Origin of the sequence: Spirillospora sp. CA-294931 (assembly GCF_050946795.1) — a bacterium.
In the GTDB taxonomy this organism is placed as follows: domain Bacteria; phylum Actinomycetota; class Actinomycetes; order Streptosporangiales; family Streptosporangiaceae; genus Spirillospora.
In genome coordinates, this window is sequence record NZ_CP192006.1 from 4,079,919 (window position 1) to 4,096,407 (window position 16,489).

At 68.0% G+C, this 16,489-nt stretch carries 12 protein-coding genes and 1 pseudogene; 8 read left to right on the forward strand and 5 right to left on the reverse strand.

The features are described 5' to 3' along the window. Positions 1-152: 152 nt before the first annotated feature. Positions 153-1,412, reverse strand: a complete 1,260-nt coding sequence (locus ACQPY4_RS18185; RefSeq protein WP_433337843.1) for a PQQ-binding-like beta-propeller repeat protein — start codon at positions 1,410-1,412, stop codon at positions 153-155. 302 nt (positions 1,413-1,714) lie between these two features. Here ACQPY4_RS18185 and ACQPY4_RS18190 point away from each other — a divergent pair, with 302 nt between their 5' ends. Further along, positions 1,715-2,161, forward strand: a complete 447-nt coding sequence (locus ACQPY4_RS18190) for an STAS domain-containing protein (protein ID WP_433337845.1) — start codon at positions 1,715-1,717, stop codon at positions 2,159-2,161. Positions 2,162-2,454: 293 nt separating this feature from the next. Here ACQPY4_RS18190 and ACQPY4_RS18195 read toward each other — a convergent pair whose 3' ends face one another. Beyond that, the gene (locus ACQPY4_RS18195) at positions 2,455-3,360 is read right to left on the reverse strand and encodes a bile acid:sodium symporter family protein (protein WP_433337847.1); all 906 of its coding nucleotides are present in this window, start codon (positions 3,358-3,360) and stop codon (positions 2,455-2,457) included. Positions 3,361-3,843: 483 nt separating this feature from the next. On the opposite strand from ACQPY4_RS18195, the gene ACQPY4_RS18200 reads away from it, so the two are divergent. Continuing rightward, positions 3,844-7,653 carry a nidogen-like domain-containing protein gene (locus ACQPY4_RS18200; RefSeq protein WP_433337849.1) on the forward strand — a complete coding sequence of 1,270 codons (3,810 nt, stop codon included), beginning with the start codon at positions 3,844-3,846 and terminating at the stop codon, positions 7,651-7,653. A 197-nt stretch (positions 7,654-7,850) separates the two neighbouring features. Beyond that, positions 7,851-8,417, forward strand: a complete 567-nt coding sequence (locus tag ACQPY4_RS18205; protein ID WP_433337851.1) for a hypothetical protein — start codon at positions 7,851-7,853, stop codon at positions 8,415-8,417. 384 nt (positions 8,418-8,801) lie between these two features. Here the strand turns inward: ACQPY4_RS18205 and ACQPY4_RS18210 are convergent, their stop codons facing one another. Then, entirely contained in the window at positions 8,802-9,194 is a 393-nt protein-coding gene (locus ACQPY4_RS18210; RefSeq protein WP_433337853.1) for a YciI family protein, read from the reverse strand. 177 nt (positions 9,195-9,371) lie between these two features. Here ACQPY4_RS18210 and ACQPY4_RS18215 point away from each other — a divergent pair. The 3 genes and pseudogenes from ACQPY4_RS18215 to ACQPY4_RS18225 all read left to right on the forward strand — a co-directional run. After that, a pseudogene (locus ACQPY4_RS18215) lies at positions 9,372-9,510 on the forward strand (IS256 family transposase); the annotation flags it as partial. 345 nt (positions 9,511-9,855) lie between these two features. After that, entirely contained in the window at positions 9,856-10,431 is a 576-nt protein-coding gene (locus tag ACQPY4_RS18220; protein WP_433338948.1) for an RNA polymerase sigma factor, read from the forward strand. Positions 10,432-10,629: 198 nt separating this feature from the next. Beyond that, a complete protein-coding gene (locus ACQPY4_RS18225; protein ID WP_433337855.1) occupies positions 10,630-11,487 on the forward strand; it encodes a hypothetical protein in 858 nt (285 codons plus the stop codon). Positions 11,488-11,698: 211 nt separating this feature from the next. Here the strand turns inward: ACQPY4_RS18225 and ACQPY4_RS18230 are convergent, their stop codons facing one another. Further along, positions 11,699-12,322 carry a winged helix-turn-helix transcriptional regulator gene (locus tag ACQPY4_RS18230; RefSeq protein ID WP_433337857.1) on the reverse strand — a complete coding sequence of 208 codons (624 nt, stop codon included), beginning with the start codon at positions 12,320-12,322 and terminating at the stop codon, positions 11,699-11,701. Between the two features lie 109 nt (positions 12,323-12,431). Here ACQPY4_RS18230 and ACQPY4_RS18235 point away from each other — a divergent pair, with 109 nt between their 5' ends. After that, positions 12,432-13,307: an alpha/beta fold hydrolase gene (locus ACQPY4_RS18235; RefSeq protein WP_433337859.1), complete on the forward strand. Its 876-nt coding sequence runs from the start codon at positions 12,432-12,434 to the stop codon at positions 13,305-13,307. After that, positions 13,307-14,857 (forward strand): MFS transporter, encoded by a 1,551-nt coding sequence (locus ACQPY4_RS18240; protein WP_433337861.1) that lies wholly within the window; start codon positions 13,307-13,309, stop codon positions 14,855-14,857. Before ACQPY4_RS18235 ends, ACQPY4_RS18240 begins: the two co-directional genes overlap by 1 nt. Positions 14,858-15,240: 383 nt before the next feature. On the opposite strand, the gene ACQPY4_RS18245 is transcribed toward ACQPY4_RS18240, so the two are convergent. After that, positions 15,241-15,666: a hypothetical protein gene (locus ACQPY4_RS18245; RefSeq protein ID WP_433337863.1), complete on the reverse strand. Its 426-nt coding sequence runs from the start codon at positions 15,664-15,666 to the stop codon at positions 15,241-15,243. Between the last annotated feature and the right edge of the window lie 823 nt (positions 15,667-16,489).

Below are 16,489 nucleotides of genomic sequence, written 5' to 3' on the forward strand. Positions count from 1 at the left end.
GAATCGCTCAAGAATTGCCGGAGGAACAAAGGGCTCCGCGGCCGGTGGCGCAGCGGTCACCTGGCTCACGGCGGCGTGAACGCGCCCGCTCCAGAAGGTCGATCGGGGCTACCCGCGCCGATTTCCTGCGGGCACGGTTCGTGGGAGCCGGATCAGCGGATGGCGCGGTACACCCGTACCCACTGCGACATCCGCTCGTCGAACAGCAAGCCGTACCGGTCGTTCACCATGTCCGGGGCGGCGCCGACGCGCGTGTTCAGATCCTTGCCGGTGCGAGCGTCGACGGCGACCGGATCGGGCGCGGCACCGTAGATGACGCCGCGCCACGCGGACGCGACGGAAGGAGCGTCGCGATTCGCGCCGGGATCGGGCAGCTGCCACAGCCGCCGACCGCTGGCCAGGTCCAGACCCAAGACGGGCCCGGGATCGGCGTCGTTCTCGGTTTCCTCGGGACCAGGGGCGGTCGACTCGCGAGGTTCACCCTCGCACACGGCGGCGCCCCGGCCCGCCGGGACGCAGCCGAGCAGCAGGCGGGGCTCGGCCTTGGTACGGCCGGTGGCGGGATCCAGCAACACACTGACCGGGCCGGTGGTCATTTCCGCGGGCTTACGGCGCATACCAGGCGCGACGTTCACCATGCCGGGTCCAGGGTCGGACAGCGAATCCACGTCGCCGCCCAGATCTCGTTCCCACAGCTGACGGCCCTCGGCGGTGGCGGCTTTGCCGACCACACGGCCGGATCTGAGCCCGACGACCACACCCGGTTCCAGATCGAACGCCTCCAGACCGCGGTCCTCCCAGATGATCGCGCCGGTACGCGCATTGATGAGCACCGTGAGGAACGTTGAGTCACGCGCATGGCCCGTAGCCAGAACATGCCGGTCGTCCGCGCCGGGCAGGCCGGGGCTTTCGAGGTCGTGAGGGCCGTTGCCCTTGGCGAACTCGGTGGCCCACAACTGCCGTCCCGTCGCGGTGTCGTAGGCGACCACCTTGTAGGAATGCCGGCCGGCCGAAGTGCCCTCGCCCGCGGAGGAAGTGGGAAAGAGGACGACCAATGAGCGGCCCACGACCCGTAGCGTGGTGTCGCCGGGCTCTGTGCCCGCCTGCCAGCCGGCCCGGGTCGACGTGGGCGTCCTCCAAGTGATCTTTCCGTCGGAGAGCCGGTAGGCGGTGATCGCGGATCCGCCGCCGGTCGACTCCTCGTCATCGTTGTGGAAGAAGGCGTGCTCGTCGCCCAACGCCATGGCGACTTTCAGGGCGTGGGCGCCACCCAGGTCCAACTCGGCGACCTGCTCAAAACTGTTCGGCGCACCGGTTACCTCTTTGCCGGGGGAGCGCGAGACCGGGTCGGCGCCGCCGCACGCGGTCATGGCACAGACGACGGTGGTCGCCGCGGCGATCAGAGCCTTCACGCCGGGCACCGTAACGAACGGTGTAGGGCTGCTGAGCGGAGATGACCCAACCGGCATGGCCGCAGAGGTTGAACGGCGTCTCGATGACCCACCGCCTCTCCCCGCCATGCACGCCCCAGCCGTGACTCCAATCAGGCCGATCATGTACCGCACGGCGGGCCTGCTGCGCACACTGTCCCGCGACTGGGCGACAGCCGTGGCCCTCGGCGAAGCCGCCGTGGAATCCCGGGCACCGCGCGGTCACGCCGATAGGTGAGCGACAATGCCCCGTTTGGGAACCCTGACGCGGGAATCATCTCAACATGAGTGGACTCGAATTGTCGGAGTGGCAAAGCGGAGCCGTGGTCGTGCTCAAGGCAGATGGTGCGGCGGACGTGGGGTCCGCGGACGAACTCGCCCACTATCTGACACCCCTCTCCGGGCGGCGAACGCACGTGGTCGTCGACCTGCTAGGCGTGACTTTCATGGACAGCGCCGCCGCAAGCGTCCTGGTCGATGCCGCGGCGGCGATCCGCGCCAATGGCGGGACCATGAGCGTCGCGCGCCTGCGTACCCAGGTTGCCCACTTCTTTCGCATAGACCGCCTCGATGACGAACTCACGGTGTTCAACAGCGTCGAGCAAGCCGTGACAGCGGCCCAGGATTCTGCCATGCGCAGGGATTCGAAAGTCCACCGGCGAGCCGCCTCGAAACGTCCCATGCGTCGAGTCTCATCGGTCAGGAATGGACGCCCGCTGTTCTCCGCCTGAACAGCCACCACCAATTGGCGAATCGACTCGTATGGGGCTCACCCGCGCTACCCGGTGCCACGCATGACCAGCCCGTGGCACGCGTCATCGGCCTGACCGTCGCAGGGGAGACCACCGCGTCCCGAAAAGATCGCAACTGCGATGGCCCGGCCGAGGCAACGGCTTTCTCACCGCGCGCCAACCCGCCTCCGGCCAGCGGGTCACCGGGACGTTCCTCTACCGCGCGAAGACCGCCGTCCTGGCCCTGGCGGAGGCGAACAGGTCTGCGGCAAGCCGACCTGACACCGGGTCGCCTACCGTTGGGCCTCCTGGGCGGGAACGCTCTCAATCCTCGCGGACGCGCCCTCGCCGCGTCGCAGGACGAAGCCCGCCGCCGTGGCGGTGAAGAACATCAGGACCCCGTAGACGGCCCCGGGTATCGCCATCTCGGTGTTGTCGAGCAGGGACGGGCTGAGCGCGATGGCCAGGGCGAGGGTCGTGTTGTGAATGCCGATCTCCATGCATGACGCGATGGCCTGTCGCCGGTCCACCTTCACCAGCCGGGGCACCCAGTAACCGGCAGTGAGGCTGATGACGCTGAACAGAAGCGCGGCCAGGCCGACCTTCTCCACGTACCCGGCCAGGTTCTCGGCCTCCTTGGCGATCGCGCCGACGATCACCAGTGCCAGGATGAGCGCCGAGGTGATCTTCACCGGCTTGTGCATCCGGTCGGCGAACGCCGCCGCCCGGGCCTTGACGAGCATTCCGATCGCCACCGGCACCAGCACGATCGCGAAGACCTGCGCGGTCTTGCCGAACTGGAGGCCGATCTCGTCGTCGCCGCTCATGAAGTGGTCCAGTGCCAGATTGGTGATCAGCGGGAGCGTGACCACGGCGAGGACCGAGTTGATCGCCGTGAGCGTGACGTTGAGCGCGACGTCCCCGCCGAACAGGTGACTGAACAGGTTGGCGGTGGTGCCGCCGGGCGAGGCGGCCAGCAGCATCATGCCGACGGCCAGCGCGGGCGACAGGTCGAACGCCCTGACCAGGCCGTAGCAGACGACGGGAAGCACCAGCATCTGGCAGGCCAGCGCCGCGATCATCGCCTTCGGGTACGCGCTCACCCGGCGGAAGTCGGCGACGGCCAGCCCGAGGCCCAGCCCGAACATGATGACCGCGAGCGCGGCCGGCAGGACAACGGTGGCAAGACCTGAACTCATGGCGTCACCTTCGAGGTCGTCCGCCCGGGGCACGTCATCGGGCACCTGGGGATGGAGGTCATTAATCGCTTACCCGCGCGATCAGACAAGGATGGCCTGCGTCACATCCAGAGTCGATAGCCCACGGACACAACCGAACGGGAGCGTGCGCCGCCCGGCTCAGCGTCATGAAGCTTCACGAACCGTGGCGGCGGAGATCAACATCAGTCAGCAGAACCAAGGAAGCGCAGGTCAGAGCCGCGCCTGTCGAATCCTGGGCGATTGCTGGTCGCATGTCCGGTTCGCTGAGTGGACCACTGCTTGTTTGTTTTGGGGCGGTCGGTGAGGGTGGCTCTCTGCGTGGCGCCTCGTTCAGGTGAGCACCGCGGCTCGATTCGACGTGCGTGTCAACAATGGCGCCAAAGGGGGTCCTGCGTGATGCAGGGATCGAATTCAAGGAGACGGGCGTCCATTCGCTCTCCACTCATCGCCGCGGCGGTTGCGATGGCGGTCGGTCTGTCGGCGAATGTCGCCGTCCCGGCCGCTGCCCAGCCGGTCAAGGCTTCGGCTGCTGCGCAGCCGGGCAAGCCTCAGGAGTCCGTCCAGGCCCAGGTTGGCACGGGGGGTCTCACTGTGGTCGCGCCTCGCCTGACCGATCGTGGTAGCGCGGTACTTCGCGGGGTGACGTATGCGAAGGGCCGGGTCCGGGTCGAGGGTGGCGTGCTGCCGGTTACCGTGTCCAGCGACCAGAAGGGCCGGTACTCCGTCGAGGTGTTGTTGCGCCCGAACGCGAACAACAAGCTCAAGGTGTCCGCCTACCAGGGTCGCCGCGTCATCTCCAAGAAGATCGCGGTACAGCAGAAGTTGAAGTACCCCAAGGGCCGGGTGTCCGGCGAGGTCTTCGACATCTCCACGCGCAAGGCGATCGCCGGCGCCACCGTGCGGTACGGGTGGCGTACCGCCAAGGCCGACCGCGACGGCCGCTTCACGTTGACCGGTCTCCCCGAGGGTGGCGTCGCTGTTTCCGCGTACTCGGCGGGACGGCTCAGCGGGGCCCAGGCCACCCAGGTCAAGCGCGGCCAGGGCAAGACCGGCCGCATCCTGCTGCAGACGCTGGCCAGACCGGTGAGTGTCAGCCCGAAGGGCGGGACGTACTCCGGGCACGGCTGGAAGGTGCAGGTTCCAGCGGGTGCCGTCGCCAAGCCGACCAACGTGAACCTGACGCGGCTGCTGATGACCGGTGCGAAGGACGAGTTCGGCCTGCCCGTGGTCGATGCGTCTCCGAACGGGTTGCGTTTCGCGCGTCCGATCACCGTGACCGTCGACCCGGGTCTCATCGGGCTCGTCCCCGCGCATACACGCTTTGTGGGCGTCGACCCCGACACCCTGACGACCTTCCCGTTGAAGACCCGCGTGGTGGGCAAGCAGGTGCAGTTCCAGCTGACCCAGCTGCGCGGCATGGAGATCCGCGTCGAAATACCACCGGACCCGAGCAACATGTGGGGTGGCCCGTCCAGTTTCTGCAAGCCATTCGCTACCTACAACGATGCTGCCAGGGCCCGCCAATATTTGCATGACATCATGCTGCCTGGCCTGCGGATCAGGGTCGGCGAAACCGCATACGACCTGTGGAGTAAATACCTCACAGGTGGAATGCCGTCACCTGAACGGGAAGATATCACGAACCCCACGGCGCTCGAAAGTTTCGACAAACACCCAAGAACAGTCCAAGCGCGTGAGTCCTCCCTATACTTTGCGTCGCGTCTAGTGATCCAGTACGGCCAGAAGCCAGAACTCTCATCCCCCGAGAGGCCAACGACGAAGAAGCTTTCCGAATTCACCAACGCCGATGGCACGCCAGTCGGACACAAGATGCTCATCGAGTACGGTGACGATTCCTACGCTCTTCCCGTCAATATCGCCGGTGGGATCGGCGAAACTCAGCTGCCCAGCCATGGCACCTTCCTCGACCGGCGAGACATCGTGGGTGATATCAAGTTCGTTCCTCACGCCGATGCGAAGGGTGTATTGACGCGGGTCGATATGAAGGCCGCCCTGAAGTTGGCCCTGGAAGACAGTGTCGATTTCTGTCCCGGCGACATGGGGGATAACTTCGTCAGGAGCTTTACGGTTCCGCTGAGTCGGCTGGAGAAGACGCCTCTTCCCAGGGGTGGCACGTGGGCAAAGCCCATCATGTACAAGCTCAAAACAGATAATCGTGAGGTGGTCACCAAAGACGTGACCGAAGCGTACATGAACGATGTCGACAAGGACGGCATCCCGGACGAGCAGCCGTGGCGGGACGCGTCGTTCAAGCTGGATAACTGCAAGATAATCTACAACCCCAATCAGCTAGACGCTAATAACAACGGGGTGGGGGATGTATGTGAGCCGTGTCCTCCAAACAGGCTTCAAGCCGCTGCCGACAAGTGTGAGCGGCCTCCGGGCGGTAATACCGGTGGTGCTCCCAGGCCGGATGGCACTCCCCGGCCTGATACCGGTCCGTCCAAGCCGGGGACCGGTGGGTCCTATGGTGACCCGCATTTCATCACCTTCGACGGTGGTGCGGTCGATTTCCAGGGCGCCGGTGATTATGTGCTGGCCCAATCGGCCGCCGGTGACTTCGCCGTCCAAGGCCGGTATGTGCGCCTGCCAGGACGGTCCTCGACCATGTCGATCAACCGGGGTGTCGCGGCCAAGGTCGGCAAGTCGGTGATCGCGTTCGGTGACGACACCACCTCCGAGCCGATGGCTCCTCAAGTGGCGACACTGGACGGCAAGCGGATCGCGCTCAAGCCGGGGATGAGCCAGAAGCTGCCCGGCGGGGCCGTGCTGACCTACGGCTATGTGCGTGGTGCGGTGGTGCGGTGGGCCGACGGCACCGAGCTGGCCGCTGGACGGTGGATCGCCGACAACGCCTTCATCACCCTGGCGCCCAGTCGCTTCGGCAAGGTCCGCGGGCTGCTGGGCAACGCCGACCGCAACCCTTCCAACGACCTGACCGCCCGTAACGGCACCCGGGTCACCGACCCCCTCAACCTCCAGCAGCTGTACGGCTCGTTCGGGGCCAGCTGGCAGGCCACCGGAAAGGCCTCACTGTTCCGCACCAAGATCCCGCCGGGCGGCGCCCTACCGGTGCGTCCGCCCAAGGTGGCCTCGGTGGCCGACCTATCCCCGGCGGCTCGCGCCGACGCTGAGCGGGTCTGCCGGGAGATGGGCGTGGCGCCGGGCGCGGCGTTGCAGCAGTGCATCCTGGACGTGGCGCTCACCGGCGACCGCACTTTCGCCGGCAACGCCGCGGTGGTGGCCGACCGGCTGCGCTCCTCGGTCGATCTCGCGGCCCTGACCGGACGGGTGGAGACCACCGCCACCCTGCCCTTGAATCAGAACGTCCAGGGCAGGCTGGACAAGGCGTACGTCACCGATGTGTTCCAGTTCAACCTCACCGCGGGGCAGAACCTCAAGGTCACCACCCCCGGACCGTGCACCGGATCGGGCACGTTCTCTATCACCCTGGTCGCCCCGTCGGGGCGGGCGATCGACCGGACCCGCGGCGCTGGCTGCGGCACCCTGGAGGCCACCGGTCTGCGTGAGAGCGGCCGCTACCAGCTACGCGTCCACGACACCGGCGGCTTCACCGGCGCCTACACCCTGCGCGCCGACACCCAGCAAGCCCAGGCGGTCTGCCAGGGCGACAAGGTCGCGCCCAGCGACGATGAGCTGTCGCCCAAGGTCAACCTGGCCTTCCCGATCAACTTCAAGGGACGCCAGTTCACCTCGCTGTGGGTCAACAACAACGGCAACGTCACCTTCGACGACGCGTTCTCGGACTACACCCCCAAACCGTTCGAGGGGGTGCGTTCGCCGATCATCGCGGCGCTGTGGGCCGACACCGACACCCGCAAACCAGGATCGGGCCAGGTCCGCTACGGCAACGGCACCGTCCAGGGACGCCGCGCCTTCTGCGTCGACTACGACAAGGTCGGCTACTACAACCAGAACACCGACAAACTCAACACCTACCAGCTGTACATCGTCGACCGCGCCGACGTCGCACCCGGCGCCTTCGACATCGTCTACCACTACAAGACACTCAAGTGGGAGACCGGCGACGCCAGCAGCGGCAACGGCGGCCTGGGCGGCACCTCCGCCGGAGCCGGCTACTCCAACGGCACCGGCAACCCCGGCACCTTCCACGAAGTCAACGGATCACGCCGCCCCGGCACATTCCTGGACACCTCACCCACCGCACTGGCAAAGACCTCCACCAACAGCAACCAACCCGGAATGCACGTCTTCCCCATCCGCAACTGAACACCTGATCACCCGCAGAAATGAGACGAGGGTGTCCATGGCCAACTCGCAGCCATGGACACCCTCGTCCAATACGTCACGGTGCGGGACGGACGGATGGTCATCACCATCACCTATCGGGCCGGGCAAGGCGATGTCCGGGCCACAGCTGAATGCGTCGCGAGCGGATTGCTTCGCGTCCTGCCAAAGGAGGGGTTATGAGGCGCAAGGTTGCGCTGACGTTCGCAATGTTCACGCTGGTCGCGGTTGTGGCCGCGATCGGGCTTGTCGTTGATCCGCTCCACCTGGCGAACCGCTGGTGGATGTTGGGCGGCGTGATCGCCGTGGCGGGGGTGTTGGGGACCCTGGCCGTTGGAGCGTTGATCGAGCGTGTCGTCGTGCGGAGCGTTGTGGTCTGTGTCGGCGTGGTGGGCGCGCTCTTGGCAGGAGCGGGGTTGAGTGCTGTGCACGCTGCGCTCAAGCCCACGGTGCACGGGGCCGTGGCCAAGGCCGAGTCAGGCGACGGGCGGTACAAGCTGATCGTGGAGAGGGGGCGGTTCTCGAATAGCGCCCACACCGAGTGGCGGGTGAGGTTGCGGACGGGGTCCGGGCTGTTCGCGCGGCAGAAGCTGGCGTGGGAGCCGTTGAAGGGGACCCCGCCCAACCGGGTGTACTTCGTCGGGCCGCGTGAGTTCGAAGTCGCCGAGGACAAGTGCGTCCGCCGCTACCGGTTCGACCGGACGACACTCGATGTGACCCCCCTCGGCGCCCCCTGCGGAACCTGAGAAGGCCGTACCCGGGGCACTGAGTAATCGCGCCAGGCCGCTTCGGGGCTCGTCGCGCTGCTGATGTCGTGCATCGGGGTGCAGGACGGCTGGTGGGCGGCCCGGTGAAACGAGCGCCGCAATTCCGCTCCAGGGAGCGATGGCCCGCGAACGCCCAGACCGCACCGACCAGTTCGCTGACAGCCCCAGCCCGTCGATGTAGGTGGGCGCCGCTATCGCGATCACCACCCAGCTGATCTTGACCCACCTCACCCGCTGGACCTAGCGGGCAGGGCAACCTCAGGTTGCCCCGCGCCGTCGCCGTACCTGCGCAAAGGCGCGGCGAGGACGTGCGGCGCCTCCCGACGCCACACGTCCGCGAGTCTCCACTGCACCATGCGATCGCTATTGGTCGTCGCCGTCCGGCCACATCGTCGGCCGCAGTTCCACTGTCTCGCCGGGGCCGGCGAACTTCGCGGCGACCTCTTCTGCGCGGGCCCGGCTCTGGACATCGATGAGGAAGAACCCGGCCAGGTGCTCCTCGGCTGCGGAGTACGGGCCGTCGCTCGCCAGCGGGGAGCCGTCCTGCCACCGGTACAGTCGTGCGGCCGCGGGATCACCGAGCGCCTCTCCGCCGACCAGTTCGCCGTTGGCCTGCAGTTCGGACATCACCTGCTCGAACTCGGTGTCCGTCCGCTTGCGCACGTCGTCGGGCAGCTCCTTGTAGGCGGCAAGGTAGTCGCTGGTGGGGTGCCCCCACGGCTGCGGATTGGAGTGGATCAGGATCACGTACTTCATGGCGGTCAGCTCTCGTCTCGCGCGACGGCCGCTCCGTCGCTCTACCTGGAACGACGGCGCCGACTGGTCGATCTCGACATGATCCAGAAGTTCGATGTCGTGCCGAGCGTCGCCCTACCACCGCCCCCTCGCCGGACGGGACGACTGACGGCCTCCCGCGCGCGGCGGAGGGGCGCGCTGAACACCACCAATCCCATCGAGTCGACCTTCGCCACCGTCCGGCACCACACCAAGGTCGCCAAAGGACGCGGCTCACGCACCGCCCGCCCTGGCCATGGTCTTCAAACTCATCGAATCCGCCCAGACCCTCTGGCGGCTGGTCACGCACCCACCTCGTCGCGCTCGTTCGCGCGGCGCGATCGGCGCGCGTTCGTCACCATCACCCCGGTCACCAGCCCGGCCGACCGCCGAAGCTCACCGGCAGGGCTGGCAACGAGCTGATCGCGCCCGCGCCTTCCGCCTGCAGCACTGGGAGACGACCCGACGAGCCACACCAGACCTCGAACTCATCCACAGGTTGGCGGCTGGACGGAAGTGCGCCGGTGGTTGGGCGGCGAGGCAGGTTTGCTGGTCTGTGCGTGAAGAAGATCTCGGGTTCCGGCTAACAAGGGGTGACCGCCGATACGCGTCCTGGAAGGCCGGATATGACAGGGAGCCACCGATGACACCCTCGACGCGCGCCGTCTGCGTGCCGAAAGGGTCTTGGTATGAGCCTGACCGATTCGCCGAGATCTACGACGAGTACTTCCCCCAGATCTACCGGTATGTGGCGGCGCGGCTCGGCCGTGACGACGCCGCCGATATCGCCGCTGAGACGTTCCTGGCCGCGTACCGCAGCCGGGACCGGTTCGACCCGGAGCGCGGTGCCCTGCGGCCCTGGCTGTACGGCATCGCCACCAACCTGGTCGGCCAGCACCGGCGCACCGAGAACCGCCGCATGGCGGCGATCGCGCGGCTCGGCACGGGGGCCGCGGCCGCCGGGCACGAGGAGCGGGTCGTGGAACGACTCACCGCCGAGGGCATGCGTCCTCGGCTGGCGGCGGCCGTGGCCGCGCTGACCGAAGGCGATCGGGACGTGCTGCTGCTCGTCGCGGTCGGCGGCCTGGGCTACGAGGAGGTCGCGGCGGCGCTGGAGATCCCCGGCGGGACGGTCGGATCGCGGATGAGCCGGGCTCGAAGGAAGCTGCGGGAGGCGCTGGGCCGGGTCGATCACACCGAGGAGGAGTCCCATGGATGAGCTGACGATGGTCGCGGAGACGTTCGACGAGGGAGGCCCGTCCGCCCAGGAGACCGATACCGGGCGGCGCCGCCTGGACGAGCTGATGCGGCCAAAGCCGCGCAAGCGGCCGTGGTTCGGGCTCGGGCTGGGCTTGGTCGCCGCGGCCACCGCCGCCGTGGTCGTGGCCGCGTCCGTCGGGGGAGGGAGGCGGGCCCGGTGCTGTCCAAAGAGCAGGCGGCCGAGCAGCATCTTCAGGCGCGGACGTTCCTGCTGGCCGCCGCGACGAAGCTGGAGGCCGAGACGCCGTTGAAAACGGGCCGCTACTGGCGGCAGCACACGCTCCGAGGACAGGCGTGGCGCGTCGTCCCCAAGGACGGGGGCTACGTGATCTACACGGAGGTGGAGAGTGACGCCTGGCAGCCCCGAACGGCATCGGGCCGGGGCTACTTCGCCGAAAAGGCCAAGCCGGTGGGGCCGCGGACGCCCGAGGACATGGCGGCGTGGCGCAAGGCCGGGTCCCCGGTGCGCTGGCTGGCCGAAGCCGACGGTCACCGTCTCGACCTGACCAGCGACAACAAGCCGGTGGCGCCGCACCGGCCCAGCTACCTCACCTTGAACCCGAACACCGAGCCGCCGAGCGTGGAATCCCGGCTCACCACCGGTGCGGACCCGGCCGCGTTCGTCGCGATGGTCCGCCGGGAGGCCGGTTTCGCGGACGGCAGCGCCAACGAGCTGATGATCGGGGCCCGCTACATCGGCGACCAGCTCGCGGCGCCGAAGTCTCGGGCGGCGGTGCTGCGGATGTTGGCCGGGCTGTCGGGCGTCCGCTCGATCGGGACGGTCCAGGACGCGTGCGACCGTAAAGGCGTCGCCCTGGCGGCGCCGTGGGTCGACCGGGCCGACGGGTCAGCCGTGGAGTACCAGCTCATCCTGGACCCGAACACCAACCACGTGCTCGGCGACCAGATGATCCTCAAGAAGGCGGGCAAGACCGGGATGCGGCCGGGCATCCGCTACGACTACACCTGCACGCTCAGCGAGGGCTGGACGAACGAGACGCCGTCCCGCGATTGAAAAGGACACCCGCAATCGCGGACGCACCACCCGCATTCGACCCCAGGTGCACCACCTGCCCACACGCCCTCCCCACGCGCCCACCTACCACGGGTGGGGAGGGTGCGGAGCCTGCCGATCTCGCTGCCCAGCCCAGGCTGGCTGTAGAGCCAGAAGCGGGAGACGGCCGCTAGCCGTGGACGTGCCAGCCACCGAGACAGCCGAGGGTGGGTCAGCTGCCGAAGACGGCTCGCACGGCAGCCTCGTCGCCTTCGACGTCGACGACCCCAAGGACTTCGTCGAGGGCCAGCACTCCCGCCGCCAGCCCGAGAATGATCGAGACGTCCGCGCGCACGACGGCGTCGAGATCGCGGCCGTCATGCAGCCTGACGTCCAGGCCCGAGGTGCTCGTCCCCACCTGCACTATCACGTCGTTGACGACGAGCCCTACCGTCGCCGCCCCATCTGCCGCGACCCTGTCGCCGAGCAGGGCGGGGAGAGCGACGGCGAACCATTCGGCGTGGAAGACATCGCCCTCGGCTCCGCGCACCATGAGCGGCGTGGACCAGCGGATGAGGCCCTCGATCGGCTGCCGCAGCCCGGCACCCCATGGGGTGAGGGCGTACACGATGGCGTTGCCCTCACCGGCCAGGCGCCGCTCGACCACTCCGGCGGTCTCCAGATCGCGGAGCCGGTCGGCGAGCAGGTTGGTCGCCACGCCCGGGAGCCCGTCGAGCAGCTCACGGTAGCGGGCGGGGCCCATGAGGAGCTGGCGGACGATGAGCAGGTTCCACCGGTCGCCCACGACGTCCAGGGCCCGGGCGAGACCGCAGTACTGGCCATAGCTCCGACTCATTCTCACCTACTTGACTTTTTCAAGGTAGCTTGATGATATCAGGCTCGGTCACCGAAGTGGAGGTGTAGTCATCGCTGACAAGGAACGGCCTGCCTGGGTCGACGACGAATTGTTCCCGTTCGAAAGCCACTTCATCGCCATCGACGGGAACACCGTCCACTACTTGGACGAGGGGTCGGGGCCCACGCTGCTGTTCCTGCACGGCAACCCGACCTGGTCGTTGGTGTATCGCGACGTGATCCACGCTCTGAGAGGCGAGTTCCGTTGCGTCGCACTCGACTATCCCGGCTTCGGGTTGTCGTCACCACGTCCGGGCTACCGCTACCTACCTGAGGAGCACACCCAGGTCGTCGCCGCGTTCGTGGATGCCCTGGGCTTGAGCGGGGTCACCCTTGTGGCCCATGACTGGGGCGGCCCCATCGGCCTGGCCGCCGTCGCACAGCGCCCCGCCGCCTTCGACGGTCTGGTGCTCGCCAACACCTGGGGCTGGCCCATCACCGGCGCCCCCCACGTGCACGTCCTCTCCCACATGATGGGCGGGCCGCTGGGGCGCGTGCTGATCAGGCGGTTCAACCTGTTCGTCAACGCGATGGTCCCTGCCGGGCACCGGCTGCGGAAGCCGACCGCCGACGAGATGGTTCACTACCGAAAGGCGCTCGCCACCGCCGACAGGCGCCTGGCGACGGCCGTCTTCGCCCGGTCCATCACCGCGAGCCGTGCCTTTCTCGCCGAGGTCGAAGCCGGGCTCCCCGATCTCGCTTCGCACCCGATGCTCCTCATCTGGGGCGACGCCGACATCGCTTTTCGCAGCAAGGAGCGACGGCGATGGGAGCAGCTCTTCGCCGACCACCGCACCGTGATCGTCGAGGGCGCGGGCCACTTTGTGCAATCCGACGCGCCCGACCGGTTCGCGTCGGCGATCCGCGACTGGCACACACCCCCGATCAGCGGTGACGCCGTGCGCGAAACCCCAGCGGAGTCATAGTGGCCCACAACGCGCACCTGGCCGGACGCGTCCGTAAGGCGGGAATCCTTGTCTCGGTCTACGGCGCGGTGCTGGCCATCAATCTCGACCTCACGATCGTCAATGTCGCGCTACCGAGCATCGCGACCGAGCTCGGTGCGGGCACCCGAGGACTCCAGTGGGTCGTCGACGGCTACAACCTGGCGTTCACCGCGCTGGTGCTGGCGGCGGGCAGCCTCTCGGACCGCTACGGACGACGGCCCGCCCTGCTCGTCGGCCTGCTCGGGTTCGCGCTGGCCAGCGCGGCGGGCGGCATGGTCGACAGCACGGGCGAGCTGATCGCGGCACGCTTCGCCATGGGGGCGTTCGCCGCGCTGATCTTCCCCACGACGCTGTCCATCATCACCAACACCTTTCTCGAGCGCCGCCAGCGCGCAGCCGCACTCGGCGGGTGGGGCGCGGTCGTCGGGGTCGGCGTCGCGTCCGGGCCTGTCGTCGGAGGGCTGCTGCTGGAGCACTTCTACTGGGGCAGCGTGTTCTGGGCACTGGTTCCGCTCGCGCTGCTGGCGGCGGTTCTGGGGTTCGTGCTGGTACCTGAGTCACGCGATCCCTCCGTTCCCGCGCTCGACCTGCGTGGCCTGGCCACCTCGATCGCCCTGCTCGGCGTGCTGGTCCACACGGTGATCGAGGCCCCTGAACAAGGCTGGGGCAGCAGCGCCACCGTGATCGGGTTCGTGATCTCTCTCGGGCTGGTGGTCGTCTTCGTGGCGGTGGAGCGCGCGGCCGAGCATCCGATGCTGGACGTCCGGCTGTTCGCTGATCGACGGTTCAGCGCCGCCACCGCCGCGGTGACGGTCACCTTCTTCTCGCTGGCGGGGTTCATCTTCGTGATCACCCAGTACTTCCAGGTGGTCCGCGGGTTCGGCCCCCTGTCGACCGGCGCCCGCATCCTGCCGGTCGCGTTGTCGATCGCGGTCGCCTCCATCGCCGGCGGGCTGCTCGCCCCCCGCCTGGGGACGCGCGCCGTGGTGGTCACCGGGCTCGTCTCGTTCGGCACCGCGATGGCTTGGCTCGCCGGCAGCGCCGAGATCGACACGCCCTACTGGACGACGATCGTCCCGCAGATGACGTTGATGGGCCTGGGCCTGGGGCTGATCTCAACCCCCGCCACGGAGTCGATCATGCTCGTGCTTCCGCCGTCCCGGGCGGGCGTCGGCTCGGCGGTCAACGATGCCACCCGCGAGCTGGGCTCGACGCTGGGCGTCGCCGTGGTCGGCTCCGTGTTCTCGTCGATTTTCGCGTCTCGGCTGCTCGACTCCGGCTTCGCCGCGACGGGGAAGGCCGCCGAAGCCGCCGACTCGGTGCCGGTCGCATTCGGGATGGCGACCCGCGATCCGAGCCTGCTCGCCGCGGCGCAGGATTCGTTCCTGTCCGGCCTCGCGGTGGCCTGCGCCGTCGTCGCCGGCCTGTGCTACGCCGCAGCCGTCGCAGGTCTGATCGCTCTACCCGGCCGACGGTTCCAACCCCAGCGGACGAGCCACACGCGGCGCCAAGATCTAGTGCCAAAGTAAGCCACAGCAAAACATGAACCTCAACGGAAACGGGACCACAGCGGCAGTCGTCCTCCACCGCCGTACTGAACACCGACTGCGGCACCGCCCCCTACCGCACCGCGCCCGGCACACCACCCACACCGCACGCAGCCCTTACGGGCCCCGCTGCGGATGGACGATCTGATGAGGCACCGCGGATTCGCATCCCACCTGGCTGGCTGACGACGGCCTCCCCGATGCCGCCCCGGCAGCGCACCTGGGACACAAACCGCCGGGCATGGCCAACATCGACGAACACGTCACCGAGGAAGCCAAGCGGCGAGTGCTGCTGGAGCTGTCGCATTCCTGTGACTGATGGCTGCAGCAACTCACCCCCTGGTGCAGGCGGCCGTGGCTGCCGGCTACTTCTGGCGGGGGAAGTAGGCGGTATAGAAGCCGTTGTTGTCAAGGAAACTGGACTCGGTCACACGGGTGCCGCCACCTTCGCATTTGGCGTTGCTCAGCTGGATCCAGCCCCCGCCGGGCAGGTTCCAGCTGAGGTGTGGGTCGAAGGCGGGCTTGCCCAGCGCGGCGGGGGCCCCGTTGTCGACGGTCCAGGTCCCCTCGCCTTTGGTGATCTCCAGCTTGGCCTGATATCGCTGGATGGGCCGGTTGCGGATCCGCTTCCAAGGTTTACCGGTGTAGATGGTCTCCCCGGTGGCGTCGAACCAGTCGCTTGGGTTCTCGCCGCACCGCGCGAGGGCGGAGCGGCCCACCGCGGCCGAGGCGGCCGGGGTGGCCGCGCAGACGGTGACCGAGATGGCGGCGGCCAGTCCCAGGGCGGTCACTGGCGGCATCGTGTGAGACAACAGCACGGACAACTCCGATCATGGAAGAGGTGATGGGTTTCCATCCCCGATGGCGAGAGCGTGGTGCGGTGCGGGTGTGGAGCCGGCCGCCGGTCCTTGTCGCTTGACTTGAGAGTCGACAGGGCGGGACCCCAGCGCGTTCAGGGTGTCGGTAAGACTGGCGTCACCGGGTACACGCGAGCCCGTTTCGGCAGGTGATCGCGCCGAAGGGTCGGTTGTGTCGCGTGGGGGCCCGAATCGGCGTCCGTTCCGCGTCCATGGTGGTGCCGGGTGGAGGTCAGCCGCAGTCGTAGTCGATCTCGGCGACCGGGCGGCCTCTCAGCTGGCCCTTCTTCCCCTGGGGGCCGTCCTCCTGGTAGCCGTAGTGGATTGTCTGGTCGCCGTCGCTGATCCCGTCCCATTGGTGTAGAGCACTGCGATGCAGGAGAGTCCCTCAGGCAGCGGCGGGGTGTAGTAGGACTTGGGTCGAATAGTGGGGTCGAGCTTCTTCCCGCTGGGCATGGCGGGCCGGTTCTTGGTGCCCTTGGCGTGGAAAAGGATCTTGCCGGTCTGGTGGGGGCCGGCGTACAGGCAGAAGTCGTAGGTCCCGCAGCGGGCCGCCGACCCGCCGGCGGGCGGGCGGGCCCGAGCCTGATGCTTTATGGGGACGGCTCCCGGGAGCGATCGGGTCGCGTCGGCATTTCGAACGGCGCATCGGTTGTCTGAGGTCGCCGAGTAGTTGCGGGTCGGGGTCGATTTCACTGGACCAGCGTTTTGGCGCCTGGGCCTCATTCCGAGTGCCGTCGGGGGAGGACGTCAGCAG

Bases quoted from the DNA above. Each gene is read 5' to 3' on its own strand.
- ACQPY4_RS18190 (WP_433337845.1), top strand. From the start codon at position 1,715: ATGAGTGGACTCGAATTGTCGGAGTGGCAAAGCGGAGCCGTGGTCGTG.
- ACQPY4_RS18200 (WP_433337849.1), top strand. From the start codon at position 3,844: ATGGCGGTCGGTCTGTCGGCGAATGTCGCCGTCCCGGCCGCTGCCCAG.
- ACQPY4_RS18230 (WP_433337857.1), bottom strand. From the start codon at position 12,322: ATGAGTCGGAGCTATGGCCAGTACTGCGGTCTCGCCCGGGCCCTGGAC.
- ACQPY4_RS18205 (WP_433337851.1), top strand. From the start codon at position 7,851: ATGAGGCGCAAGGTTGCGCTGACGTTCGCAATGTTCACGCTGGTCGCG.
- ACQPY4_RS18220 (WP_433338948.1), top strand. From the start codon at position 9,856: ATGACACCCTCGACGCGCGCCGTCTGCGTGCCGAAAGGGTCTTGGTAT.
- ACQPY4_RS18210 (WP_433337853.1), bottom strand. From the start codon at position 9,194: ATGAAGTACGTGATCCTGATCCACTCCAATCCGCAGCCGTGGGGGCAC.
- ACQPY4_RS18195 (WP_433337847.1), bottom strand. From the start codon at position 3,360: ATGAGTTCAGGTCTTGCCACCGTTGTCCTGCCGGCCGCGCTCGCGGTC.